The organism is Flavobacterium sp. IMCC34518 (assembly GCF_027111095.2).
GTDB classification, from domain to species: domain Bacteria; phylum Bacteroidota; class Bacteroidia; order Flavobacteriales; family Flavobacteriaceae; genus Flavobacterium; species Flavobacterium praedii.
On record NZ_CP114284.2, the window covers coordinates 2,609,095 to 2,634,854 of the forward strand.

The 25,760-nt window shown below is 34.3% G+C and carries 20 protein-coding genes; 6 read left to right on the forward strand and 14 right to left on the reverse strand.

What is annotated here, in order from left to right; translation table 11 throughout:
- Nucleotides 1-181: 181 nt before the first annotated feature.
- The 8 genes from OZP06_RS11045 to OZP06_RS11080 all read right to left on the reverse strand — a co-directional run bounded on the left by OZP06_RS11045 (nt 182) and on the right by OZP06_RS11080 (nt 7,230).
- A complete protein-coding gene (locus tag OZP06_RS11045; protein WP_269221891.1) occupies nt 182-2,737 on the reverse strand; it encodes a TonB-dependent receptor in 2,556 nt (851 codons plus the stop codon).
- Between the two features lie 245 nt (nt 2,738-2,982).
- Nucleotides 2,983-3,396: an Rrf2 family transcriptional regulator gene (locus OZP06_RS11050; protein ID WP_269221892.1), complete on the reverse strand. Its 414-nt coding sequence runs from the start codon at nt 3,394-3,396 to the stop codon at nt 2,983-2,985.
- A gap of 149 nt (nt 3,397-3,545) precedes the next feature.
- Complete coding sequence (locus tag OZP06_RS11055; RefSeq protein ID WP_269221893.1) at nt 3,546-3,692, reverse strand: hypothetical protein; 147 nt, start codon at nt 3,690-3,692, stop codon at nt 3,546-3,548.
- A 30-nt stretch (nt 3,693-3,722) separates the two neighbouring features.
- The gene (locus OZP06_RS11060; RefSeq protein WP_281237803.1) at nt 3,723-4,586 is read right to left on the reverse strand and encodes a TPM domain-containing protein; all 864 of its coding nucleotides are present in this window, start codon (nt 4,584-4,586) and stop codon (nt 3,723-3,725) included.
- On the reverse strand, nt 4,586-5,023 hold the full coding sequence (locus tag OZP06_RS11065) for a TPM domain-containing protein (RefSeq protein ID WP_269221895.1): 438 nt from the start codon (nt 5,021-5,023) through the stop codon (nt 4,586-4,588). Before OZP06_RS11065 ends, OZP06_RS11060 begins: the two co-directional genes overlap by 1 nt.
- A gap of 154 nt (nt 5,024-5,177) precedes the next feature.
- The gene (locus tag OZP06_RS11070) at nt 5,178-5,759 is read right to left on the reverse strand and encodes a LemA family protein (RefSeq protein ID WP_269221896.1); all 582 of its coding nucleotides are present in this window, start codon (nt 5,757-5,759) and stop codon (nt 5,178-5,180) included.
- A 79-nt stretch (nt 5,760-5,838) separates the two neighbouring features.
- Nucleotides 5,839-6,171 carry a MerR family transcriptional regulator gene (locus tag OZP06_RS11075; protein ID WP_269221897.1) on the reverse strand — a complete coding sequence of 111 codons (333 nt, stop codon included), beginning with the start codon at nt 6,169-6,171 and terminating at the stop codon, nt 5,839-5,841.
- A gap of 81 nt (nt 6,172-6,252) precedes the next feature.
- Nucleotides 6,253-7,230, reverse strand: coding sequence for a M23 family metallopeptidase (locus OZP06_RS11080; protein ID WP_269221898.1), 978 nt, complete (start codon nt 7,228-7,230; stop codon nt 6,253-6,255).
- A 395-nt stretch (nt 7,231-7,625) separates the two neighbouring features.
- Between OZP06_RS11080 and alaS the strand changes: the two genes are divergently transcribed.
- The 6 genes from alaS to OZP06_RS11110 all read left to right on the forward strand — a co-directional run bounded on the left by alaS (nt 7,626) and on the right by OZP06_RS11110 (nt 20,457).
- The gene (gene alaS, locus OZP06_RS11085) at nt 7,626-10,256 is read left to right on the forward strand and encodes an alanine--tRNA ligase (RefSeq protein ID WP_269221899.1); all 2,631 of its coding nucleotides are present in this window, start codon (nt 7,626-7,628) and stop codon (nt 10,254-10,256) included.
- A 179-nt stretch (nt 10,257-10,435) separates the two neighbouring features.
- On the forward strand, nt 10,436-11,233 hold the full coding sequence (locus tag OZP06_RS11090; protein ID WP_269221900.1) for a hypothetical protein: 798 nt from the start codon (nt 10,436-10,438) through the stop codon (nt 11,231-11,233).
- A 91-nt stretch (nt 11,234-11,324) separates the two neighbouring features.
- A complete protein-coding gene (locus tag OZP06_RS11095) occupies nt 11,325-12,290 on the forward strand; it encodes a GSCFA domain-containing protein (protein WP_281323717.1) in 966 nt (321 codons plus the stop codon).
- A 2-nt stretch (nt 12,291-12,292) separates the two neighbouring features.
- Nucleotides 12,293-12,913, forward strand: a complete 621-nt coding sequence (locus OZP06_RS11100; RefSeq protein ID WP_281323718.1) for a DUF4230 domain-containing protein — start codon at nt 12,293-12,295, stop codon at nt 12,911-12,913.
- Between the two features lie 196 nt (nt 12,914-13,109).
- Nucleotides 13,110-18,173 (forward strand): translocation/assembly module TamB domain-containing protein, encoded by a 5,064-nt coding sequence (locus OZP06_RS11105; RefSeq protein WP_281323719.1) that lies wholly within the window; start codon nt 13,110-13,112, stop codon nt 18,171-18,173.
- Nucleotides 18,163-20,457: a BamA/TamA family outer membrane protein gene (locus OZP06_RS11110; protein WP_281323720.1), complete on the forward strand. Its 2,295-nt coding sequence runs from the start codon at nt 18,163-18,165 to the stop codon at nt 20,455-20,457. Before OZP06_RS11105 ends, OZP06_RS11110 begins: the two co-directional genes overlap by 11 nt.
- 72 nt (nt 20,458-20,529) lie before the next feature.
- Here OZP06_RS11110 and OZP06_RS11115 read toward each other — a convergent pair whose 3' ends face one another.
- The 6 genes from OZP06_RS11115 to OZP06_RS11140 form a co-directional block, all read right to left on the reverse strand.
- On the reverse strand, nt 20,530-21,030 hold the full coding sequence (locus tag OZP06_RS11115; protein WP_281237795.1) for a pyridoxamine 5'-phosphate oxidase family protein: 501 nt from the start codon (nt 21,028-21,030) through the stop codon (nt 20,530-20,532).
- A 6-nt stretch (nt 21,031-21,036) separates the two neighbouring features.
- Nucleotides 21,037-21,420 (reverse strand): STAS/SEC14 domain-containing protein, encoded by a 384-nt coding sequence (locus OZP06_RS11120; RefSeq protein ID WP_269221903.1) that lies wholly within the window; start codon nt 21,418-21,420, stop codon nt 21,037-21,039.
- 195 nt (nt 21,421-21,615) lie between these two features.
- On the reverse strand, nt 21,616-23,373 hold the full coding sequence (locus tag OZP06_RS11125) for an aromatic amino acid hydroxylase (protein WP_269221904.1): 1,758 nt from the start codon (nt 23,371-23,373) through the stop codon (nt 21,616-21,618).
- A gap of 317 nt (nt 23,374-23,690) precedes the next feature.
- Entirely contained in the window at nt 23,691-24,470 is a 780-nt protein-coding gene (gene budA / locus OZP06_RS11130; RefSeq protein ID WP_269221905.1) for an acetolactate decarboxylase, read from the reverse strand.
- Between the two features lie 211 nt (nt 24,471-24,681).
- On the reverse strand, nt 24,682-25,074 hold the full coding sequence (locus OZP06_RS11135) for a group III truncated hemoglobin (RefSeq protein WP_269221906.1): 393 nt from the start codon (nt 25,072-25,074) through the stop codon (nt 24,682-24,684).
- Between the two features lie 56 nt (nt 25,075-25,130).
- Nucleotides 25,131-25,670, reverse strand: a complete 540-nt coding sequence (locus tag OZP06_RS11140) for a DUF4136 domain-containing protein (protein WP_269221907.1) — start codon at nt 25,668-25,670, stop codon at nt 25,131-25,133.
- Nucleotides 25,671-25,760 lie beyond the last annotated feature (90 nt).

The window sequence follows — 25,760 nt, forward strand, 5'->3', positions numbered from 1 at the left end:
AACGCTGTATAAATTGTTGGTTATATTTAGTCTATATGTTTCATATTCGATTTTTATAAAATGAATTACTGTTGAAAACAATATTTTTGACTTTATTCTTATGCTAGTCGTTAGTATTTTATATGGTAAAAAAGAAAGAACCTTCAAAAATTTATTTTGAGGGTTCTTCTTATTTTTTATTTTACAAAGAATAACGAAGCGTAATTCCATACGTTCTTTGGTCTCCCAGAACAGCGGCATATTGTCCAGAATTTCCTCCAGCAGGCAATAATTGTTCGTAATAATCTTTATTCAAAAGGTTACGTCCCCAAATGTGAATAGATAAACCCTCTGATGCACGGAAACCTAGACGGCCATTAAAAATAGCATAACCATCAACTATTAAATACTTAGATGCTGAAGGACTTGAAGAAAATTCAGAGCGAGCATATCCGTCTAAGGCTACGAATAATTTTCCCGTGTTAGAGAAGAATTTTGCGTCTTTACTATATTCTCCACCTAAACTTCCTGCCCATTTTGAAACACCTGGCAAATCAGTTCCTGAAACGTCTTTGAAGGAAACTGCAGCTCCTGTTTCTTCTAGAGGAAGCGGAGCATTTGTAAATTTAACATACTTACCGTCAGTATAAGTTGCTGCCGCGTTGAAAGCAAAATGTTTATTAAGTACAAAACTAGCATCTAGTTCAACACCTTGAACTCTTACTTTATCTGCATTGGCAAGATATCCACGATTCACACCCAATTCAGCAGCTTGAACATTCGTTTGAAAATCTTTAATTTCAGTATTAAAGTAAGTTAAGTTAAGTATTGAGTTTCTTAATGGTGATGTTTTTACCCCAAATTCATAGTGGTTCACATCTTCTGGTTTAATTACGGCAAGTTCCAGAATTGGTTTTCCTGCAAGACTTGGAAGTCCCGCTACATTCACACCAACTGGTTTGTAACTTTTAGCATAAGTTGCATAACCGTTAATTTTGTCAGAAACTTTATAAGAGACTGTTATATTTCCAGAAAAATCAGTTTTGTCTGTATCCGAAGTAAAGGCTTGGTCCGTGTATACAGATTGTTGTAATTTAATCAATGCAGGATCGGTTGTTTGTAGACCTCCATAAGTTTTTCTGTCGTAATCAGCTGCTTTCTTATCGTAATTGTATCGTAAACCTGGTAACACGTGCAAACGTTCTGTTACAGCCCAGTCCAATTGTCCAAATACTGCCGCACTGGTCGAATGTATTTTTGAATTTGTTCGTATTCCATATCCTTCAAAAAGTCCTGGAGTTTTCCATAATGCGCTTGTACTACTTTGCGAAAATCTCCATTGAGCATTTCCAGATTCTTCTGTACCATTTGTTTTTGATGTTTGATCAATAAAAAACACTCCAGCAACTCCACTTATTTTAGAAGTGATCTGACCTGCATAACGAACTTCTTGCGTTATTTGTGTTTGTCTAGAAGGGTTTTGCGATTTCGCCAATACTTGTAATCCTGTAAAATCTCTGTCATTGGATGGATCCCAAGTCCAAAAACGCCAAGCAGTTGTTGAGGTAAGAGTACCTCCTCCAATGTTTGTATCGATAGTAAGGGATGCTCCACCTAAATCTTGGTTGGAACGCCAAGGCGTATCGTGGTCAATCTTGCGGTCAAAGGCATTCAAACTTGGAAGTTGGTAATTCAAATCGGCAATAATAGCATTAAATTGGCGGTAAGCAGCTCTTTGCGTTGGTGCAACACCAGCAACAACCTGAGCGTATCCGTCATTATGTTGTGTTGTAATATCACCTGCCAATATAATGTTGGTGTTTTCAGACGGAGTAAATAGCAATTGCCCTCTAATACCTTGATTGTTTAGTGTATTGGTAGGTTTTCCTGTTCTAATATTATCGATTATACCATCACGTTGTGTACCTGAAAAGGAGATACGACCTGCAATTTTTTTACTCAAAGCCCCAGTTACTGATGCCTTGGCTTGTAAGTAAGCATAGTTTCCGTAGCTCAATTCAAAGTCAGCTCCTGAAGTAAAACTTGGTTTACGAGAAGTTATGTTAAAAGCTCCAGAAGTTGTGTTTTTGCCAAATAAGGATCCTTGAGGTCCACGTAAAACTTCAATTCGTTCAACATCAATAAAATCTAAAGTTGTTGCCGCTGGGCGAGCATAATAAACACCGTCAACATAGAAACCAACACCAGGGTCAATACCATCATTGGTTAATCCGAAAGGAGAACCAAGACTACGAATGTTTATTCCTGTATTTCTTGGATTGGATGAGTATAATTGAACCGAAGGAACTAATTCTTTTATTCGATTAACGTTGAATGCCCCAGCTTGTTCTGCTTGTTTTCCAGTTACAACGGAAACGGCAATTGGTACTTCTTGTGCTTTTTCTATTCGGCGTCTTGAAGAAACAACTACTTCAGATAAAACATTTTCATCTTCTGTATTTAGTGTTAATTCTAAGGGATTGTCTGAAATTAAACCGATTTTGATTTCTCTTGTTTTGTAACCCACATATTGTATAAGGATAGAAAAAGGTGGTTTTTGTGGTGTATCAATTGTGAACTTTCCACTTGAATCAGAAGTTGTGTTGTATGTAGTTCCTTTTATAACAATATTTACTGCCTCTAAAGGATTTTTTTGGTTATCTGTTAGTACTCCTTTTACGATGTTTTGTGCAAATGAAGTTGAAAAAATGAATAGTAGTATTAGACTTAAAATTATTTTGGTATAGATAGTTCTCATTATTGGGTATATTATATGTAATTAGTAGAATTTAAAATCAATTTTTTTTTATGATACTAGCACATACACATACACATCATTGGACTGATGTTTTTTTCTAAACTTAAAATAATCGTTTTCCTGACTCTCTTTTTTTGAGTGTGATTCGTTTGCATTTTTCTTAATTTTGATTGTTAATCATACGTTAATTCGGTGCAAATATATAATTAATTCTATAAAATTAGTATAGTTTAAAATATATTTTTTTATTTTTTCACCAATGAGGCAATTGTTATGCCTTGCATGGCTTTCAAAGTTTCTTCTCGAATAGCCACTAACCCGTGTCGTAATGAGCATTCCGACTCGCTTACACAATCGGAACAACGCTCGTAGAAATTTAAGGAGGCACAAGGAAGTAACGCTATTGCACCATCAAATAATCGATGAATATCGGCCAAAGTGATCGTTTCTTTGTCTTTTAAAAGATAATATCCGCCATATTTTCCTTGCTTGCTGCCTACAAAATGTCCTCTTTTTAAATCCAAAAGGATTTGTTCCAAAAACTTTTTTGGAATGGATGCGCCTTCCGCAATTTCAATGGTTCTTGAAATGTGATTTTCATCTTGTTGTGCTAAATAAAGAAGCGCTTTAAGGGCATATTTGGTCTTATGTGAAAGCATATTGTCGTGATAATTTGTTATAACGAATATAAAAAATAAGTATATTCTTTTTAAAGAATCAAATATAGCTTTTTTTTTAATTTTTTAAAATATAATTTTTTAGGAATCCAATCTGATTACGGTCATAGATTAGAAAAGTTATAATTTTTTTAATAAGGAGCTTTATCCAGCCATCCGCTGTATCTTTCTTGTCCCGAGGAAAAATCGGGACAAGAAAGGATGCCGCTACTGTCTGGGCTAGGGCATCCGTTTTCAAAATAAATATTGTCTTTTTTAAAACACAAAAGAGAGTCCATGTTGAACTCTCTTTTGTTTATTTGATTTTTCTACCAGCCACCGCTTGAGCCTCCGCCAGAGAATCCGCCACCGCCAAAACCTCCGCCGAAGCCACCTCCGCCACCGCCTCCAAAGCCACCGCCTGAAGAGCCTCCAAAACCACCTCCGCCGCCTCTTCCAAGACTGCTTAGGATAATGACATCGAGTAGGCTAGGGCCAATTCCTCCTCCACGGTTTCCTGAATTCCCACTGCCACCTCCTTTATTCCTTGAAAATAAAAATAAAATGATTACTATAATGACAATGATTGGAAAAATTGGAAAGCTTTTTTCTTTAGTTTGTTTGCGTTCACCTTTGTATTTGCCTTTGAAAACATCAAATATAGCATCCGTTCCTTTGTCAAGACCTTTGTAGTAACTACCCGCTTTAAACTCGGGAATGATGATGTTTCTAATTATTTCACCACCAATTCCTGCTGTCAATCGATCTTCGAGACCATAGCCAGGATTAATAGCTATCTTTCTTTCTGCTTTGGCTAATAGTATAACAACCCCATTGTCATCTTTTGCTGTTCCGCCAATACCCCATGTTTGCCCCCATTTAGTAGCTAATAGACTAACATCTTCGTTTTTCAGACTTTCAATAGTAATGACTACAATTTGAGTTGTAGTAGAATCAGAATATTTAATTAACTTTTCTTCGAGTTGCGCTTTTTCTTCTGGACTCAAAACATTGGCATAATCATAAACCGATGTTTGAAAACTAGGTTTCTCTGGAATTGTAAATTGAGCAAACAAAAAACCACTATTTAAGAATGCAAAAGCAAAAAGAAATAATTTCCACCCCGATATTGTTAAATGATTTGTGCTTTCTGCCTTCTGCTTTCTGCCTTCTGCTTTTTGGCTTTTTTTCATTATCCTTTTGATATTTCGTTTGATAATTCATTGGTGTCTCCTTCTTGCCAAGGAAAATGTTTTTTGAGCTCTTCTCCAGCTTTCAAAATACCATCAATTAATCCTTGTTTAAAATTTCCTTGTTTGAATTGGGCAACCATAACATCTCGGGTACTGTCCCAAAAAGTATTGGTAACAATATCATTGATCCCTTTATCACCGCAAATCACAAAGGTTTTGTCTTCAACAGCCAGATAGATTAAAACCCCATTTTGCAATTCGGTTTCATCCATTTTTAAATCCTGAAAAACTTCTAAAGCACGATCATACGCATCTAGAGAAGTCGTTTTTTCTAAATGAACCCTAATTTCGCCAGAAGTGTTTTTCTCGGCTATTCGAATAGCCTCGACAATTTCCTGTTCGTCTTCTTCGCTTAAAAAATCTTCTACTTTTGACATTGGAATTATTTTTTGAACACAGATTTGCTTCGCCTGTTCGCTACCGCTCGGGTCAAAAATTTCACAGATAAAATTTGTGAGAATTTGTGAAATCTGTGTTAGATTTATTATTAGTTCCTCTTTAAGCCCCTCCTTTGGAGGGGGTGGGGAGGCTTTAGAATTTTACTTCAACAGGTTTGTCTGCACCTTCAACAGATTTGAAGAAAGGTTTTTCTTTATAGCTTCCTAAGAAAAAGCTTTGTGGCATCGCTAAAATATAGCCGTTGTATATTTCAACGGATTCATTAAAACGGGTTCTTGCTGTTAAAATTTGGTTTTCTGTACTAGCCAATTCGTCTTGTAATTTCAAGAAATTAGCATTTGCTTTTAATTCTGGATAACGTTCTACAGACACTAATAATCTTGACAATGAACTTGATACGCCACTTTGTGCATTGCTAAAAGCACTTAATTGTTCAGGTGAAATATTGGTTGGGTCAACGGTAACAGCTGTTGCTTTTGCTCTAGCTTCGATTACTGCTGTCAAAGTGCTTTTTTCAAAATCGGCAGCACCTTTTACAGTGTTTACTAAATTGCCAATTAAGTCGTTTCTCCTTTGATAGGCTGCATCAACGTTACCCCATTCTTTTCCAACTGCTTGACTGTGGCGTAGCGCTGTATTTTTTAATCCCATCACCCAAAAAGCAATTACTATTATTACTCCAATTCCGATAATCCAAGGCAAAAATCTTCTCATGATTGTTTAATTTAAAGTTTGTTTGTTGTTTTAATGTGTTTATTGTTTTTTTTATTCCCCCATTTGGGGGTTAGGGGGCTTATAACTCGTTTTTAATACTGATTAATTGCATTTTTATGGTTTCTAATTTACTGATAATTTCAAATTTATCCATGGTTTTCTTTTGCCCTTCTTTCAAATGGGTTTTGGCACCTTCTAAAGTGAATCCTCTTTCTTTAACCAAATGATAAATAAGCTGTAAATTTTTGATATCTTCGGGCGTGAACATTCTATTTCCTTTGGCATTTTTCTTAGGTTTCAGAATGTCAAATTCACTGTCCCAAAAACGAATCAAGGAAGCGTTTACTTCAAATGCTTTGGCGACTTCGCCTATGCTGTAGTATCTTTTATCTGGTGAAAGTTCAATATGCATATTTTTTATTTTTTTTCTGAACACTTTTATAGTCTCCTAGTACTGATTACTATTTAACTGAACACTGAATACTTTTCTAAATTAATCCAAAGACTGATTTTCCTGATTGGCTATTTTTGAAATAGCAACGTATTCTACTGCTGAAATATTGCCATAATAAAAATTTAGCGGGTTCACTACTTTTCCGTTTTTGTGTACTTCGTAATGCAAATGTGGTGCTTCGGACCGTCCTGTGCTACCAACATAACCAATAATGTCACCTCTTTTTATCGATTTTCCCGGTCTGCAATTGTATTTGCTTAAATGGGCATATAATGTTTCATATCCATAACCATGTCTGATTACTACATGGTTTCCAAATCCAGAAGCGGTATTGTCTGCTCTTGCAACGACTCCATCACCTGTAGCATAGATTGGTGTTCCTGTTTTGGCTGTAAAATCCATTCCTTCGTGCATTTTTCTGGCTTTGGTAAACGGATCAGATCGGTAACCAAATCCGGATGCCATTCGTTTTAAACTCTCATTTTTTACGGGTTGAATCGCTGGGATTGCCGAGAGCAGTTTGCCTTTGGCTTTGGCTAATTTTACAATTTCATCCAATGATTTAGATTGTATGGCCAATTCTTTACTCAACGCGTCAACTCTTTCAGTGGTGGTGGATACTAGTTTTGAATTGTTATACCCTTGTAAGGCTGCATAACGATGCGTATTGGAATATCCTTCTTTTCGTTTTTCTTCTGAAATTGCCGCAGTGTTAAAATATACTCGATATAAATTGTTATCCCTATCCTCAATATCTTCTATTACATCATCTATCTCATCCATTTTTTTGTTTAAAATGGCGTAATTCAATTTTAAATTTTCAATTTCCCTAGCCTGCAAACGGTCTTTTGGGGTGTCAAAATAGGGAGTGTTCAATAATATGATAAAGGTTAAGAATCCGAATATAGCAGAGGCTAATAAAAACAGTATGGCAAAGCCTACTTTTCGTCTTTTTCTGATTTTTATTTTCCGATATGCTAGATTTACAGAATCGTAATAATATTTTACTTTCGCCATATTTTAAAATACCCTATTTTTGCAAATTAGTTTAAAGATTAGTCGAACAAATTTAATAAATGTTTCAGTTGTTAGGCTCTTTTTTTAATAATAAATAAATGTTGGCTGTTTTTAAGGACATTAGAAAGACTGAAGATTTTTGATTCTTTTTTCTATTTGGAGATTAGTCCTTAATTTAAAATAAGTTCTTGATATAACGACTTCGCGTGAGGGATAGCGCCAAATTACCGAAGTAATGGCAATAGCCCGACAGCATTAGGGAAAGGAGCCGAATGAGCGGTTGCTGAGTTTGGCTCCTTTTTCTAATGGGGTCACGCCCAAAGGATGATAAATAAATTAGGTTTTAGATAAAATAATAAATATTAATTCAACGAATTACTGAATATACAGCAAAAATGAAATCACAAGACGTACGTAAACAATTTTTAGATTTTTTTGAAAGTAAAGGGCATTTAATTGTTCCATCGGCTCCGATTGTTCTTAAGGATGATCCCACCTTGATGTTTAATAACTCAGGAATGGCGCAGTTTAAAGAATATTTTTTAGGCCTTGGAACTCCAAAAAGCAAGAGAATTGCCGATACGCAAAAATGTCTTCGTGTTTCCGGAAAGCATAATGACTTGGAGGAAGTGGGGATTGATACCTACCATCACACGATGTTTGAGATGTTGGGGAACTGGTCTTTTGGTGATTATTTTAAGAAAGAAGCGATTCACTGGGCTTGGGAATTGTTGACAGAAGTGTATAAAATTCCGAAAGACATACTTTATGTTTCGGTTTTTGAAGGAAATGCAGATGAGAATGTGCCTTTTGATCAAGAAGCTTGGGATATTTGGAAAACATTAATCGATGAAGACCGAATTATTCTTGGAAACAAGAAAGATAATTTTTGGGAAATGGGAGATCAAGGACCTTGTGGACCCTGCTCTGAAATTCACGTTGATATTCGTTCTGCTGAAGAAAAAGCTTTGGTTTCTGGAAAATCTTTAGTGAATAACGATCATCCGCACGTGGTGGAGATTTGGAACAATGTATTTATGGAATTCAATCGTAAAGCCGATGGATCTCTTGAGAAATTACCTGCTCAGCACGTGGACACCGGAATGGGATTTGAGCGTCTTTGTATGGTTTTGCAAGGAGTTCAGTCGAATTATGATACGGATGTTTTTACACCGTTAATTAGAGAAATCGAAACGATTACTGGGGCAAAATATACAATCAAGGCAAAAGACGAAGAAGAAGAAAAAATAAATATTGCGATTCGTGTGATTGCAGATCACGTGCGAGCGGTGGCTTTTGCTATTGCCGATGGTCAGTTGCCATCGAACACAGGCGCTGGTTATGTAATTCGTAGAATTTTACGTCGTGCTATTCGTTATGGTTTTACTTTCTTGGATACCAAAGAGCCTTTTATTTACAAATTGGTAGAAACTTTGAGCACTCAAATGAGTGGTTCATTTCCTGAAATTCGTACTCAAAAAGCATTGTGTTCGAATGTGATTCGGGAAGAAGAAAGTTCTTTCTTGAGAACATTGGATCAAGGATTGGTGTTGTTGGATGCTGTGATTAACACGAATTCAGGAACTGTAATCGATGGTAAAAAAGCATTTGAATTGTATGATACCTATGGTTTTCCTATCGATTTAACGGCTTTGATTTTGTCTGAAAAAGGATTGGAATTGGATGAAAAAGGTTTTCAAGAGCAATTGCAATTGCAAAAGGAACGTTCTCGTGCGGCTTCAAAAGTTACGGCGGGAGACTGGAATGTTTTGGTTGAAGATGATGTTCAGGAATTTGTAGGGTACGACCGATTGAAGCACCCAGTAAGAATCACCAAATACCGTAGAGTAGATAGTGTAAAAGATGGCGAAATTTATCAGTTGGTTTTCAATTCTACTCCATTTTATGGTGAAAGCGGAGGACAAACAGGTGATAAAGGATATCTAGAAGCACAAAACGGTGATATTATTTATGTAATAGATACCAAAAAAGAAAATAATCAAACTGTACATTTGACTAGATCGTTGCCTAATAATTTAACCGATAGTTTTACGGCTATTGTGGATGTAAATCAAAGGGCTAGAACTTCGTCAAATCATACGGCAACGCATTTGTTGCACCAAGGATTGCGAAAAGTATTGGGTACACATATTGAACAAAAAGGATCAATGGTGCGTTCTGCTTCTTTGCGTTTCGACTTTTCACATTTCTCTAAAGTATCGGATGAAGAATTAAAAGAAGTGGAGAATTTTGTGAATGCTAGAATTCGCGAAAGCTTGCCTTTGATAGAAAAAAGAGCGATTCCAAAAGACCAAGCGATTGAAGAAGGAGCTATAGCGTTGTTTGGAGAGAAGTATGGTGATTTGGTTCGAATGATTAAGTTTGGAGATTCAGTAGAATTATGTGGAGGAACACATGTTCCGAATACAAGTGATATTTGGCATTTCAAAATTGTTTCAGAAGGTGCTGTTGCAGCTGGAATTCGCCGTATTGAAGCGATTACCAGTGATGCTGCCAAAGACTTTTTCGAATCACAATTACAATCTTTTTATGAGATTAAAGATGTGTTGAAAAATGCAATTGATCCAGTAAAAGCGATTCAAACATTGCAAGATGAAAATTCTTTGCTTAAAAAACAATTGGAGGTTTTATTGAAAGATAAAGCCAAAAATATGAAAGGCGAATTGGCTCAGGAATTACAAGAAATCAATGGAATTCAATTCCTTGCCAAAAAAGTTGATCTGAGTCCAGAAGGAGCCAAAGACTTGGCTTATGAATTGGGTACTTTAGGAACGAATTTATTCTTGGTTTTGGCTACAGCCGAAGCAGGAAAACCAACGTTGTCTTGTTACATCTCTAAAGAATTAGTGGCTGACAAAAAACTAAATGCAGGCCAAGTCGTTCGTGAGTTAGGGAAATTTATACAAGGTGGAGGAGGAGGACAACCTTTCTTCGCCACCGCTGGAGGGAAAAATGCAGATGGAATTGCTGATGCTTTGGCTAAGGCGGTCGAGTTTGTGAAGTAGTTTATTCATTATAAGTAATCTATTTGTTTTTAGTAAATAGGTTGTTAATTATATCCCAGGTGAGTTGGTCATTAACTCGCTTGGGATTTTTTTTGTTAAAATATATTCAAAATATTTTGGCTTGATAGTCATGATTTCTTATATATTTGCGGATAGATTAATACGTAATTTATTAAAAAATGAAAAAATTTTTATGTCTTTTTAGTGCTTTGACTTTAATGCTAATTTCATCTTGTTCAAGTGATGATTCATCTTCGGATTCAGACAATAATTTTGTGTTACCTAAAACAATAACTATGACTTTTCCTGATTTTCCATCTGATAATAGCAGAGAGATAATAACTTATGATGGAAATAAGATTTTAACTTCGGTAGATGAGGATTCAAAAACTGTTTTTACTTATGATGGAAATTTTATAGTTAAGCAGGTGAAATTTGATTTAGATGATAAAGGAAATGGGGTTAAAAATACTGAGGTTTTGTATACTTATGAAAATAGAAAACTAAAAACAAGAACACTAAAAAAAGAGTTTTCCACTGAATATCCAAATGGGCAATATATTTACAAAACAGTTTATACGCATAATTCGGATAATCAAGTTACATATGTGTATTATGTGGTAGATTCTAAAACAAATATAGAAGTAAAAGATCATCAAGGGGTTTTAAATTACAAAGATGGAAATCTTGTAAAAGAAGAGTTTATTGTTACAACTGATCAAAGCAACATCAGGTCTTATGAGTATGATGATAAAAATGATCCCCTCAAAAATATCTTAGGTTTTAACTTATTGTTAGATGAGGTTAATTGTGGAAATAATAATATTATAAAAACGATTAGTGGTGACAGTTCATTTTTAAATTCATTTGTTTATATCCGCAATTATATTTACGGTGATAATGGGTATCCTACAAAAATGACATCCTATACAAGTGATGGAAAAACAATAGAATATACAACTGAATATACTTATTAATTGTTAGTTCCATTTTTAGTATGAGCCAGATATTCAAGTATCTGGTTTCTTTATTGCTAAAAAATGTCGAAATTTACACGAAATAGTAAAGATGCAATTCACCACTCCAATTCCCATCCCAAAAAATCTTAATCCCATAGACTACAATTCCAAAATTGTCTCATTAGGTTCCTGTTTCGCAGAGAATATGGGAGACAAATTCCAGTATTTTAAATTTCAAAGCACGACCAATCCATTCGGAATAATTTTTAATCCGGTTTCTATTGAAAAAATTATGGATAGAGTGATCAATGATTTATTGTTTACTGAAGAAGATATCTTTTTTCATAACGAGCGTTGGCATTGTTTTGAAGTACATTCAGATTTAAGTCATGCTAATCAAGAGGAATTATTGGTAAATCTGAATCAAATTTTGGAGGAAACCAAGAAACAATTGCAGGAAGCGACTCATGTTATTATCACGTATGGCACTTCATGGGTGTATCGAAATATAGATAAAAATGCTATTATGGCCAATTGCCATAAAGTGCCCCAAAAGCAGTTCGTCAAAGAATTGCTTTCGGTAAAGACCATTCAAGAAAGTATCGATCATACAATCAGTTTGATTCGAGGTATAAATTCCAATTGCAATTTCATATTTACCATTTCACCAGTACGTCACCTCAAAGATGGTTTTATTGAAAATCAGGTTAGTAAAGCACATTTGATTACCGCTGTTTATGATATTTTAAAAGAATCGGCGGTAGTTCCCCCTTCGGGGGCTAGGGGGCTTTTCCCTTCCTACGAAATCATGATGGACGAACTTCGGGATTATCGTTTTTATGCTGAAGATATGATACATCCAAGTCAAGTAGCGATTGATTATATTTGGGAAAAATTCAAGAAAAGTACTATTGCAGAAACGGCTTATGATACAATGGAAATTGTAGAAAGTATTCAAAAAAGTCTTTCTCATCGATCTTTTAATCCAAATTCCGAAAGTCATAAAAAATTCGAATTGAAATTGAAGGAAAAAATCACTAAATTAGTAGCTCAGTATTCATTTATGAAATTTTAATTATGCTAAAGAAAATTATAGTTGGTGCAATATTAGTAGTGGTCATAATTTTGGCATTCAAATTTTGTGAGTTCAAGAAAGAGGATGATTCAACTTTGGATTACAATACCAATTTGATTCAGCAACAAATCGTGAATGTGGGTAAATTGGTCGTTACCGAAGGTCATTTTTCGGAGGTATTGACGTATAAAAACCAACAAAAGTATATGATGGATATACTTTCGTTTGAGAAAAAAGCACTAATAATAGTCAATGCCGATGTTACCGTTTCCTATGATTTGCATCAGATGAAATACGATATTGACGAAGCCAATAAAACCATCACAATTCTAAGCATTCCAAAAGAAGAAATAAAGATAAGCCCAGACATCAAATTTTATGATGTAGAGCAAAGTCAGATGAATCCTTTTACAGGTGATGATTATAATAAAATCAATAAATCAGTAAAGGTTAATTTGGCAAAAAAAATCGAAAAATCCACATTGAAATCCAATGCCCAAAATCGTTTGATAAGTGAATTGTCTAAGATTTTAATTTTGACCAATACAATGGGATGGAAACTACAATACGAAGGTAAAGTGATTGAAAATGAAAAGGACTTTGCTACAAAAGTAAAGCTATAGAACTGTTTTCAACTTTAGTGAAAACAACTAAATTATTGCTAATACTTTGGAGAGTCACCCAATAATTTTAATACATATTAGTGGAATTGTATAACTTATAAAATTGTAGTTGTTGCATATTTGTAGATTCAAAAATTCCTGATAAATAGTATGAATAGCAAGAATTCAAACGCATTTATTTACAAAGATTTTTTATATGAACCCAAAACTAAATTCTTTTGTAAAAAAAACAAAGCGTATTATACTTTGGAGCGCTCTTACAATTGTGTGTTTTTTGCTTTTAATTATTGTTTTAATTCAAGTTCCAGCTATCCAAAATTTTGCAAAAGATAAGGTACTCACTTATCTCAATGAAAAGCTAAAAACCAAAAGTTCTCTAGATCATATTGCTATAACTTTCCCAAAAACGATAGTACTAGAAGGTTTTTATTTTGAAGATCAACATAAGGACACTTTATTGAGTGGTAAACGGTTGGCTATTGATATTGATTTGTTTAAAATTTTCAATCACAAAATAGAAATAAACTCGGTTGAACTGGAAAACGCAATGGCCAATATTTCAAGGAATAAGGATGCAGTATTCAATTTCGATTACATTATCAAAGCATTTGCTTCCAACGCGCCAGCGGATCCTAAAAGCAAACCATATGTTGTATCGGTTGTTGATGTGGATTTAAAAAACATCAAGTTTAGTTTTCAAGACGATTTATCCAAAAATGACATTCGCCTAAAGCTGGAAAATTTCAGCACAAAATTCAAAAAGTTCGATTTAGACAAAATGGATTTCAATATTCCATACATTGATTTAAAGGGTTTGAATGTAGTTTTAAATCAGGATTTGGTCGAAAAGATTGCTGAGGTCTCTGTTAAAACCGCTGATACGATTGCCAAGAGAAGTGATTTTAACTTGGAATTAAAAAAAATCACTTTGTCTAAAATCAAGGTTTTATATGACAATAAAGATTCTAAAATGAATTCAGGATTTACGTTGGGGAGTTTAAAACTTTTGGTTAATGATTTGGATATAAAAAATCAGATACTCGATTTTGACAGTTTTGAAGTTAAAAATGTAAAAGGTAATCTGCTTCTTGGTAAAAATGACAAGCAACTAAAAACACCCAATTTAGATACAACAGCCATTGCAACAAATGGTTGGAAAATGAAACTGAAAACAATCGATTTGCAAAACATTGCTTTCCAATTTGATGATATGGAATCTCCTGCAATTGCAAATGGAATCGATTACAGTCACCTTAATTGGAATGGTTTGAATGCAAAAGCCGAAGGTATTTATTTTAGAAATGAGACTATTTCGGGGCGTGTGAAATCTTTAACCCTAAACGAGAAAAGCGGACTGAAAATTCAACAACTCCAAACACAGTTTTTTTATGGACCAAAGCAAGCTTATCTGACTGATTTGTATATAAGAACACCTCAAACGGAATTGAAAGACAAATTAAAAGTGAACTATCAATCAATTGACGGTATTTCAAAAAATATAGGAGATTTGTCGGTTGATGCGAATTTAAGTCAGTCGAAAATTGGCTTTAAAGACATTTTACTTTTCGCTCCACAATTACAAAAAACAAATCCTTTTCAATCGAATCCCAATGCCATTTTGTACATCAATTCTCGTATAAACGGTCAAGTAAAAGATTTGAATATTCCTTATTTTCAAATGCAGGGAATTGGAAACACAAAAGTTTCTGTCTCAGGAAAAATAAAAGGACTTCCCAATTATGAAAAAGCTTTTTTTGATTTGGATATAAAAAATATAACGTCGTCTTCTCGTGATGTAATTTCTTTTATACCTCAAGGAACACTTCCCAAGACGATTCAGCTTCCGGAGCAATTTAGCGGTAGCGGAAAATTCAAAGGTTCGATCGATAATTTTAAAACCAAATTGGCATTAAACAGCAGTTATGGCAAAGCCAATGTGGATGCATTGTTTGATAATAGAATTAAAAACAGTGAAAAATATGATGCCACGATTGCTTTTATGGATTTTAATCTTGGACGACTGATCAAGAATGATTCGTTGGGGAAAATTACGTTAAATGCAAAAGTTAAAGGGCAAGGACTGAATCCTAAAACGGCAAATGCTCAGCTCGTAGCCATTGTAAAAAAAGCGGATTTCAATAAATATACGTACTCTAACATGGCTTTGAAAGGTACGATTGCCAAAGGAAATTTTGATATAAAAACCGACAGTAAAGATCCAAATCTAAAATTCAAATTGGATGCAAATGGAGGTTTCAAAGATAAATATCCGGCAGTAAAATTGAATCTGAATCTTGATATCGCCGATTTGGAAAAAATGAATCTGCATGCCGGTCCGATGAAACTTAGAGGAAATGTTGTCGCAGATATTGCCAACAGTAATCCCGATTATTTGAACGGAGAAATTGTAGCTTCTAATGTCCAAATTTTGCAAGAGGCTGAACCGATTGTTTTGGATAAGGTTAAAATTACGGCTTTTGCTGATAAACAAAAAAACAATATTAAAATCAGTTCGCAATTTGTTAATGCCGAAATAGATGGAAAATACAAATTGACCACACTTTCGGATGCGATACAAAATTCACTTTCAAAATATGTAAATGTTCAAACTGCGAAGTATAAAACCAATTCAGAAAAACAACAATTGACATTTAATCTTTCGATTCAGAACGACCCTGTTTTATACAAATTGATTCCCAAATTATCGGCTTTGGAACCCATAAATATTTTTGGAAAATACAATAGTGTAGGTGATACTTTGGAAATAAAAGGAGCCATTCCTAAAATTATTTATGCCAATACTACAATATCCGACGGTAAGATAAATATTGAAACAAAGGAAAATGCTCTAGAATATCAAGCTTCTGTGGCAACCATTGAAGGCGGACAATTTAAAATTCCGTTTACAAATTTATCAGGAAAAGCGCAAAATAATATTCTTTCTTATGCTTTGCAGGTAAAAGACAAAGACAAAAAAGATTTGTATTTTATTGCTGGTGAATTACTTCATGAAGATTCCAAAAACATCATTAAATTGAATGCGGAAAACTTAGTTTTAAACTATGATAAATGGAATATAAATCGGGAAAACTCAATTGAATTTGGAGAAAAAAGACTTTATGTCAATAAATTTTATTTGGATCATTCCGGAAATGAACTGAAAATTCAATCGCAAGGCAATCAAAACAATGCTCCGCTTCATGTTGATTTTGTGAATTTCAAAATAGAAACCATTTTGAATGTGATAAAGAAAGATGAATTGGAAATGCAAGGTTTGATAAATGGATCTGCCGTAGTCGAAAACGTCATGACGAATCTCATTTTCACTACCGAATTGACGATTGATAAGTTTGTCTTTGGCGGTGAGGCTGTTGGAGATATCAATTTAAAAATAAATAACAAAACGTCAAATATACTTTCGGCAAATATGACGCTATCTGGCGAAGGAAATGATTTGGCTCTTTTGGGAAAATATACAATAGACAACGAAAATTTCGATTTGAACTTAGATATTAACCAATTAAACATCAAAAGTATTCAAGGGTTTTCATTTGGAAATATAACCGATGGAAAAGGTTCTTTGTCTGGACAATTTAAAATTACCGGAAATGCTTCGGAACCAAAAGTAAACGGAGAGTTAGTTTTTAAAGACGCTGGTTTCCGAATCACAAAGCTTAATTCTTATTTCACTGTAAATGACGAGAAGGTTTCTTTGAGAAATGAAGAAATTGACTTTGATCATTTCTCGATTTTTGATGAAAATAAAAATGAACTGGCAGTAAACGGGAAAATGACGACCCAAAATTTCAGGGATTTTAATTTCGATTTAATCGTAACTGCTGATGATTTTAGAGCAATTCATTCTAAAGCAATTGATAATGATTTGTTTTATGGAGATTTATTTTTGGATACCAAACTAAAAATTGGTGGAACTCTTGATAATCCTATTGTTAAAGGAAATGTCGAGATTAATGGTGAAACAAAATTTACGGTTGTTATGCCTCAATCGGATCCTTCAATTGTGGACAGGGAAGGAATTGTGGAGTTTGTTGATGAAGATAATCTGTATTTAAAACAAACGGTTGCATTACAAAAAGAACTGAATCAATCGAAATTTATAGGAATGGATGTGTCAGTTGCTGTTACTATTGATAAGGAAGCCGATTTCACTTTGGTAATAGACAAAGGGAATGGTGATTATCTGAACTTGAAAGGTGAAGCGGAACTTACCGCAGGAATTGACCCTTCCGGAAAAACTACGCTGACGGGTAAATACGAGTTTAGTGGAGGTTCATATGAAATGAATTTCAATATGATCCGACGAAAATTTGACATTCAGAAAGGTAGCTATATTATTTGGAATGGAGAACCAACAATGGCAACTGTCAATATTACGGCGATTTATAAAGTCAATACAGCGCCGTTGGATTTGCTTAGTGATCAACTTGGAACATTAACTCCTGCTGTTAGAAACACCTACAAACAAAAAATTCCATTTCAGACTTTATTGAAAATGAATGGAGAATTATTAAAACCAGAAATTACTTTTGACATTATTTTGCCTGATGGGAATTATGATGTTTCATCGGATATAGTAAGTGCTTCTCAAACCAAATTAGAACAGCTAAGACAAGATCCGTCTGAATTGAACAAACAAGTATTTGCATTATTATTGTTGAATCGATTTGTTGGTGAAAACCCTTTTTCTAGCGAAAGTGGAAGTACTAGTGCCGAATATCTCGCCCGACAAAGCGCTAGCAAAATTCTATCGCAACAGATGAATGATTTGGCGGGAGATTTAATTGCAGGAGTTCAATTGGAATTTGATTTGGAATCGACCGAAGATTATACTTCGGGGGCTAAAGAAACCAGAACTGATTTGAATGTTGGAGTTTCTAAAAAACTTTTAAATGACAGATTGAAAGTGACCGTAGGAAGCAGTTTTGGAGTGGAAGGACAAGAACGGGCCAATGAAGATGCCTCTAATATTGCAGGTGATGCTTCCTTAGAATATAAATTGAGTAAAGACGGCAGGTATATGATTAGAGCGTACCGAAAAAATGAATACCAAGTGGCCATTCAAGGTGAAATTGTAGAAACAGGTGTGATCTTTATCATCACAATGGAATACAATAAATTCAAAGAATTGTTTAAACGAAGTGCCAAAGAAATTGAGATTACCAAAAAGGAACAGATTCGTAAAGAAAAAAAGAAATTGGAGAAAGAGAAACAAAATGCAAAGGTATCTTATGAAAACTAACTATTCAAAATATCTTTTAATGCTATGCTCATTCTTTATTCTGGGATGCAGTAACACCAAGTTTTTGCCCGAAGGTGACCTGCTATATACTGGCGGTTCCGTAAAAGTAGAAGATTCAATTCTAAAAAGGAAAGCCAGAAAAGCGTTAGAAACAGAATTAGAAAATCTGTTGCGCCCCAAACCAAACAAACAAATATTGGGATTAAGGCCCAAATTGTATATCTATAACCTAGCAGGCAAACCTAAAAAAGAAAAAGGACTTCGATATTGGTTGCGTACCAAAGTTGGGGAACCACCCGTTTTATTCAGTCAAGTAGATTTAGAATATAACGCATCCCTACTAAGAAACTATACGGAAAACAGAGGGTATTTTAAAACCAAAGTACAGTCAGATTCAACGAGGAATGGTAAACGAGCCACAGCAGAATATATTGTTAAACCTTCAAAACAATATAAAATTAAAAACATTTCTTTTCCGGATGATTCCACTGCTTTGGGAAAAGCAATTAGTAGAACTCAGAAAAGAAGTCTTTTAATTCCGGGAAACCCTTATGATTTGGAAGTTATAAAACAGGAACGCGACCGTATTGATGCCAGATTAAAAGAAAAAGGATATTATTTTTTTAACCCTGATTATATTTTGGCTCAAGTCGATAGTGCCAAAGGAGATCACGAAGTGAATATTAGACTGAAAACAAAAGAGGAAACACCATCAAAAGCTAGGAAACCCTATATTATAAATGATATTATTGTGTATCCAAATTATTCGATTCTAACAGATAGTATTGTTTATAAAAAGGATGATATTTTACATTACAAAGACTTTACCATAATTGATTCGGCCAATACTTTCAACCCTAGGGTTTTTGATCGCACGTTGTATTTTAAAAAAGGCGATTTGTACAACAGAAAAAATCATAATCTTTCTTTGAATCGTTTTGTAAGTCTCGGTACTTTTAAGTTTGTTAAAAATGAATTCAAGGTAGATGATTCAATTCCAGATGCTTTAAACGCTTATTATTACCTGACCCTATTGCCAAAAAAATTCCTTCGATTTGAAGTTAAGGGTAGTACCAATTCGGCTGGTTATTCGGGTTCTGAATCGAAAATTAATTGGAGCAACAGAAATTTTCTTGGTGGTGCCGAATTATTCACACTTTCTTTATTTGGTGGAATTGATTTTCAAATTTCAGGAAAGAATGGGGGACATGATATTTATACTTTTGGAGGCGAAGCAAGTTTAATGTGGCCACGTTTAGTTGCACCTTTCAAATGGCAAAATTCAAGCGAATTTGTTCCCAAAACAAAAGTACTAATCCGTTATGAACGCCAAAGTAAGTCAGAGCAATATACTTTGAATTCTTTTAAAACTTCATTTGGTTATTTGTGGAAAGAAAGCGCTAAAGCAGAACACGAATTGAAAGTATTGGAAATTAATTATGTGAGTCCAAAAAATGTAACGGCTTCTTATTTGGAAGAAGCAGCCACAAATTCTTCATTGTCAAAAGTGATCGAAAAGCAGCTTATTTTTGGACCAACCTATTCGTATACTTTTACAAATACGCTGAAAAACAGAAAAATACATACTTTCTATTTCAATGGAGAACTGGATTTGGCGGGAAATATAACCGGTTTGCTTCTGGGTTCAAATGCCAAAAAAGGCGATACGATCAAGTTTTTTGATGTACCTTTTAGTCAATTTGTAAAAGTAAAAACAGATTTTAGATATTACTTAAAATTAGGTAAAGAAAGTAAATTGGCTTCGAGATTCATCGCAGGCGCTGGTTATGCTTATGGAAATAATACCGTGATGCCATCCTCAAAGCAGTTTGTTACTGGTGGAGCCAATAGTATTCGCGCTTTCAGATCTCAATCGATTGGGCCAGGTAGTTACAAAAACATCGATCCAAATGCTATTTTTTTACAGGATGAATTGGGAGATATAAAATTAGAATTCAATACAGAATATAGAACTAAATTGTTTAGCATTGTTGAAGGCGCTTTGTTTGTAGATGCGGGAAATATTTGGCTCTTGAATGAAGATAAAAATAAAGCAGGTGGTCAGTTTTCAAAAGATTTTATGAAAGAAATTGCGGTCGGAGTAGGAGCTGGGTTGCGTTTTGATTTTTCTTTTTTAATCCTACGAACCGACTTGGCTTTTCCTATTAGACAACCTTATTTGGTAAACGGAAGCAATTGGGTGATAGATGCAGTCGATTTTGGAAACAGATCTTGGCGAAAAGATAATCTGATGCTCAATATCGCTATTGGTTATCCTTTTTAATTTAAAACCGTTTATTTTTCAAACATAAAAAAACCGCACCTTTTTGTGCGGTTTTTGCTTTTATAATTAGAATTATACTTTCAAGTTTCCTTTGACCCCCACATCACTATCGGTTCCAAAAACAGCTGCACTCGCTATTTTTAATAACGTAATTATTTTACTGTTTTTGGTATCCCAATAATAAGAATCAGCAGGTGTCACTTTTATCACCGATACTTTTGGGTCTTTTTTTCCTTCTTCAAACCAAGCTTTTGCAATAGGACTCCACAATTCATCGATTTTTTGTTGGTCTCTAAATATAGTTGCATGTCCATAAACTGAAAGGTATTGTGAACTGCTGATATTAGAGAAAAAAAGCTGTACCTGATTGTCTTGTTGAATTTCATGATTTTTATCGCTGTCCGTTGAACTGATAAACCATAAATTTCCTTCATCATCAATATCCTGAACAGCCATAGGTCTGGATTGAATAGGGATTTGAGCTAATTGTGTACAGAAAATGGCTATTTTTATATCGCCTGCAAGTGATTTTATTTTCTTGATTGCCTCGGCATTAATTAAATTTTCATGCATGATATTTTATTTTAAAGTTTCTAAATCTATTTTTTCTGATGTCCATTCTATAGCTAGTAAATATTCTTCTTTGCTAAATCCGCGAAAAGTTCCTGGCATTATTTTACTAAAAATATCTGTGAATTGAATTACTGTATTAGAATCCGTGACTATAGCTGCACGGTTCCATTTTAGGATATTTTTCATTCCCAAAAAGGCATCTTCCATCCAAGCGCCAAAAGTAAAATCGGCCGGAGAATTATCCAGGAAAAGCAAATAATTCAATTTACCTGTTTTTTCAACCAAAGCAGTTACTTCTTTTGTAACCAAATCAAAATCTTCTTTTACGACTTCACCTTCACTACGAAATCCTACCATATTGGAGGGTAAATCTTTTATTTTTTCTATCATGACGTTTACTTTTAATATTATTTCAAAAATATTTAAAATAACAGCTAACTATCTTATAATAAATAATTTAATTGTTATATAATTACAGTTTTTGTCAGATTAATATTTGTTTTTAAAAAGATTTATATAAAAAAAACAGGTTTGTTGTGTAGAACAACAAACCTGTTTGTATTAAAATGATAAATTAAAATCTATTTAAGCCGTTTCATTTTCAAAAATCAATTCTAATCCATTTGAGATTAAGTTGTAGATTTCGGGACGTTGTTTTTTAAGATTTTCCAAATGCAAAAGCACCTCTTGCATCAAATTCGTTTCGCTTCTCGAATTCAAAAGCTCAATGATTTCAATAGAAAGCAACCAATCGTTTGGATGATTATTTTGCAGTTTTGTAAAAATGGGTTCTAATGAAATTGTCGTATCATTCGTTTCGCGAATGCTTCTTACGGTTTGGTACAATACTTCCAAATCGTCTCTTTCGGCCGTTTGTTTGGCTTTAATGGTTTTGCTCGAAGGTACGTGAGAAATCAAATCAAAACTATTCACATCGGCAGGACCTGAAAAAGCCGAAACCAATTTTTTGCCCACCGCCATATCGTAATTCCCCCATTCTGGTTGGAATAAAACAGTATCTCCGTGTGTAACCGTACAGTTTTTGAAACAAATCAAAATAATTTCGCCATGCAAATTTCTCTTTCCAGTAATGATTTCTCCAACCACTTTGATATCACCTTCAAACTCCAAAGTAGCCGTTTGACCTTCATAAACACCATAAGCTTTTAGGTCTCTTGGACTCATATCTTCGATTGCCAGATTGATACCTTGTAGCTTTCCTATCGGGCTACCAAAACCTTCTGGATGTGTACTCGTTCCATGACCTACCAATTCTTTTTCACGATATGATAAAGCCGTTTTTCCAGTAGTTTGAAAGTAAATTGGTTTTCCTTCGTCTTCAATAACATTTGTAAATACACCCGAAATCTGTAAACCAGTACTCAATTCAACAGTTCCCAATGCTTTCGAATGGATTAGTTTTTTTAACCCAGACAATCCACCGGTGCGCAAAGCCATAGTGTTGGCAAACTCTTCCAAAATTAAACTCAAATAAGCAAAATCGGGAGTTACATACAACTGTGGTTGCAATTTGGTAATATCAAAACTTTGATTAACAGCTGAAAAACCATAAGGGATTTTCTTCACGTTATCCGTCATACACCAAGCACTTTCGCCAATGGATGACAATAATCCGGCGCCGTATATTTTAGGATTTTCAACTGTTCCTATTAAACCATATTCCACAGTCCACCAATGTAGGTTCCGAATTTGAGCCATTTCAGACAATTCGCCCATATTGTTTTGCAGGTCTTCCACAGCTTTCTCGGCTGCTTCAATTTCTGCTTGTGGTGTGCCTTCGGCTTCTTTCAAAATAGAAAGCAAGCGAATGGCTTCATACATTTCGTAATCTTTGTGCGAAGAAATGGCTTTACAACCTATTTCTCCAAAACGTCTTAAATATTCTGCATATTCCGGATTCGCAATAATAGGTGCATGACCAGCACCTTCGTGAATAATGTCAGGAGCGGGAGTGTATTCAATATGTTCGAGTTGGCGAATATCCGATGCAATGACCAAAACATTATACGCCTGAAATTCCATAAAAGCATTCGGCGGAATAAAACCATCAACCGCTACAGCAGCCCAGCCAATTTCGCTCAGGATGCGGTTCATACCGTACATACTCGGGATGTTATCTACCTCAATTCCCGTTTTTTTCAAACCTTCCAGATACGAACTATGCGCTACCTTCGAGAGATAATTCACGTTTTTGCGCATCACATAACGCCAAACCGCTTGATTTATGGGAGTGTAATCGCTATAATCTTGTGGTTTAATAAACTGTTTTAAATGTTTCGGCAAACGGTCTAACAACGGATTACTTTTTATTTTTGTGTTCATAACGAAAACGATATAGTTTTTGTGCAAAAGTACAATTTTCAGAAACTATTTCCAGTGTTTACGTGCTTAATTCTGCAAATAGCAACATTTTGTCAAATACATTTTTAAACATATAAGTCATATAAGTTTTTAATTTGAACAAAAGTAAGTAAAATCAATAGTTCATTTAAACAAAGTCATTTCCCTTTCCGGAAATCGTTTTTGACTTATATTCACTTTTTTAATACTATTTTGGTAAACTAGTTTTTTTAAACTTTTATGACTTATATGTTTGAAATTAAAGGCTGTTTGTTTTAGATATAGGCTTTTTTTATAAATTATTTCTCCACCTTTTCCAAATCTTCCACTTTGGTTTTGGTTAAATTAAGTTTATTGAATGCTTCATTGTTGGGAATATGCATTTCAAAATCATCCATATAGTCAATTTCGATTTCAAAATTAGAACCTAATAAATCCAATACGTGTCCTCCCACCTTTTTATCATCCGAAAGAAAATGAAAATGATAGCCTGGCACATTCAGCCCTTTCATGTATTCAGGAAATCGAAAGCCAATCAACGTTCCAGAAATAGTTCCCAACTCAAATACCGATTGTTTTTTTACGGCATCAATCATCAAAGGATACGGTTTAATTTGTTTAGAGACAGATCGGGTTTTTATCGTTTGGCATTTTACTTTCATTTTATACGCCACATATAAGTTTCTATTGGGCGATATGGTGTCCAGTAAAGCATAGAGTTTCTTGAGGTCAAAGGATTGGTGCGCAAAAACAACATTCTCTTTTGAGAAATTCGTCACCACCGCAAAAGGTGTTTTTTGTGAAGGATCTACCGCATATGCTTTCCCATCCGATTTGATTTGGTAAAAATGATTATCAAACCCAATCATTTCACCGTCCAATTCATTAAAAGTTCCAATCCCGAAACTTCCTTTCTTTTGCAATGCGGCCAGAGTCATATCACCATCAAAACCGCCTTCCATCAAAGCGTTGATTGTAGCATATTGATATATCGTGGTGTTTTTGTCTTTTTGGGCAGAACTGGTAAAAAACGAGAGCACTATTAGTAGAAAAGTAATTGTTTTTAAAGAATGGGTCATTGTAATTTGGTTTTTGTTAGTGTAGCAAAAGTAATACAATGGTTTTGATACTAATGGAATTTTGCAAAACAACAAGTATAGTTATTTAAAATCAAAAAAAAGAAACCACAAATTACACAGATTAGCACAAATTATTTTTTAAAATTTTCAAAGAAATTTGTGCTAATCTGTGTAATTTGTGGCAAAAAAAATACAATTCCATTATTTTAATTTACAAAAGCGGATGCTTCCCCTCATGCCTAAAATACTCAATTTTGTAATTGAACATTTCGGCCATATTTTGACCTCTTAGTTTAGCTTCTTCGGCTAGTGGACCTGTAAATAAACTATCCACAGTTTCGGTGAAAATTTCCATCCAGCGGTTAAAATGTTGTTTCTCGACTGGTAATTGTTTGTGTGGCGGGAAAGGACTACCGGAGTAGGTATGTTCTTCGAGCAGTATAGTTTGCCAAAAGCGGTACATTTTCTCCAAATGTTCTGGCCAGCGGTTCCCTATTTTTTCTTCAAAAATAGTACCCAGTAGTTCGTCTTTTCGAATGTTGGAGTAGAACGTATCTACCATTAATTGAATATCTCCTATGTTGGTAATGTCTTTGCGTGTCATAATTTCTAAGTATAAAAAAAACCTACGCAAAGGTAGGTTTTTGTCTTAAGTTATTTTTATTTTTTAGAAAGTACCGGCGGATACTGAGCCAAAATCTGAGTCACTATATTATTGACAATTTCGTCTTTTCGATCCATATCTTTGGTAAGTGTTCCTGTTCCTTCGCCTTGCCAAATCAGTTCTTTCTTTTTGGCATCAATAAGGTCAATGTATAAAGTGCCTTCGGTAGAAGAACTTACATACGTTTGTCCGCCATACATATACGGATTCCATCCCCATCCCCAACCGTAGCCATATCCAGCATTGAATTGGTTTACACTAACTTGTTCTCTAGATTTAGTGAAAATATTGATCAATAAATCGGGAGTTTCGCTTTTGGTCATTCCTTTTGCTTGTAATTGTTTGTCAATAGCATTCAGAATTCTTCTTTTATCCAAATCAGAAATTTCGACTTTATCGATACCTGATTTCATGAAAGCATATGTTTTGTACTGTGTAAAATCGGCTGATTTATCATAATCAGAATATACTTTCACGGTGTCACAAGAGGTAACTATGAAAAGTAACAATAGAGGCAAGAATTTAATAGTTTTCATATTCATATGATTAGTGTTGAATTAAAATTAATACAAAAATCGTACCAATTGAGCCAAATAAGTGTTAATTTTTAAATAAAGGTTTCTGAA

What these genes read in the sequence shown, in the direction of transcription:
- OZP06_RS11045 (WP_269221891.1), bottom strand. Translation starts at nt 2,737, where the DNA reads ATGAGAACTATCTATACCAAAATAATTTTAAGTCTAATACTACTATTC.
- OZP06_RS11050 (WP_269221892.1), bottom strand. Translation starts at nt 3,396, where the DNA reads ATGCTTTCACATAAGACCAAATATGCCCTTAAAGCGCTTCTTTATTTA.
- OZP06_RS11055 (WP_269221893.1), bottom strand. Translation starts at nt 3,692, where the DNA reads ATGGACTCTCTTTTGTGTTTTAAAAAAGACAATATTTATTTTGAAAAC.
- OZP06_RS11060 (WP_281237803.1), bottom strand. Translation starts at nt 4,586, where the DNA reads ATGAAAAAAAGCCAAAAAGCAGAAGGCAGAAAGCAGAAGGCAGAAAGC.
- OZP06_RS11065 (WP_269221895.1), bottom strand. Translation starts at nt 5,023, where the DNA reads ATGTCAAAAGTAGAAGATTTTTTAAGCGAAGAAGACGAACAGGAAATT.
- OZP06_RS11070 (WP_269221896.1), bottom strand. Translation starts at nt 5,759, where the DNA reads ATGAGAAGATTTTTGCCTTGGATTATCGGAATTGGAGTAATAATAGTA.
- OZP06_RS11075 (WP_269221897.1), bottom strand. Translation starts at nt 6,171, where the DNA reads ATGCATATTGAACTTTCACCAGATAAAAGATACTACAGCATAGGCGAA.
- OZP06_RS11080 (WP_269221898.1), bottom strand. Translation starts at nt 7,230, where the DNA reads ATGGCGAAAGTAAAATATTATTACGATTCTGTAAATCTAGCATATCGG.
- alaS (WP_269221899.1), top strand. Translation starts at nt 7,626, where the DNA reads ATGAAATCACAAGACGTACGTAAACAATTTTTAGATTTTTTTGAAAGT.
- OZP06_RS11090 (WP_269221900.1), top strand. Translation starts at nt 10,436, where the DNA reads ATGAAAAAATTTTTATGTCTTTTTAGTGCTTTGACTTTAATGCTAATT.
- OZP06_RS11095 (WP_281323717.1), top strand. Translation starts at nt 11,325, where the DNA reads ATGCAATTCACCACTCCAATTCCCATCCCAAAAAATCTTAATCCCATA.
- OZP06_RS11100 (WP_281323718.1), top strand. Translation starts at nt 12,293, where the DNA reads ATGCTAAAGAAAATTATAGTTGGTGCAATATTAGTAGTGGTCATAATT.
- OZP06_RS11105 (WP_281323719.1), top strand. Translation starts at nt 13,110, where the DNA reads ATGAACCCAAAACTAAATTCTTTTGTAAAAAAAACAAAGCGTATTATA.
- OZP06_RS11110 (WP_281323720.1), top strand. Translation starts at nt 18,163, where the DNA reads ATGAAAACTAACTATTCAAAATATCTTTTAATGCTATGCTCATTCTTT.
- OZP06_RS11115 (WP_281237795.1), bottom strand. Translation starts at nt 21,030, where the DNA reads ATGCATGAAAATTTAATTAATGCCGAGGCAATCAAGAAAATAAAATCA.
- OZP06_RS11120 (WP_269221903.1), bottom strand. Translation starts at nt 21,420, where the DNA reads ATGATAGAAAAAATAAAAGATTTACCCTCCAATATGGTAGGATTTCGT.
- OZP06_RS11125 (WP_269221904.1), bottom strand. Translation starts at nt 23,373, where the DNA reads ATGAACACAAAAATAAAAAGTAATCCGTTGTTAGACCGTTTGCCGAAA.
- budA (WP_269221905.1), bottom strand. Translation starts at nt 24,470, where the DNA reads ATGACCCATTCTTTAAAAACAATTACTTTTCTACTAATAGTGCTCTCG.
- OZP06_RS11135 (WP_269221906.1), bottom strand. Translation starts at nt 25,074, where the DNA reads ATGACACGCAAAGACATTACCAACATAGGAGATATTCAATTAATGGTA.
- OZP06_RS11140 (WP_269221907.1), bottom strand. Translation starts at nt 25,670, where the DNA reads ATGAAAACTATTAAATTCTTGCCTCTATTGTTACTTTTCATAGTTACC.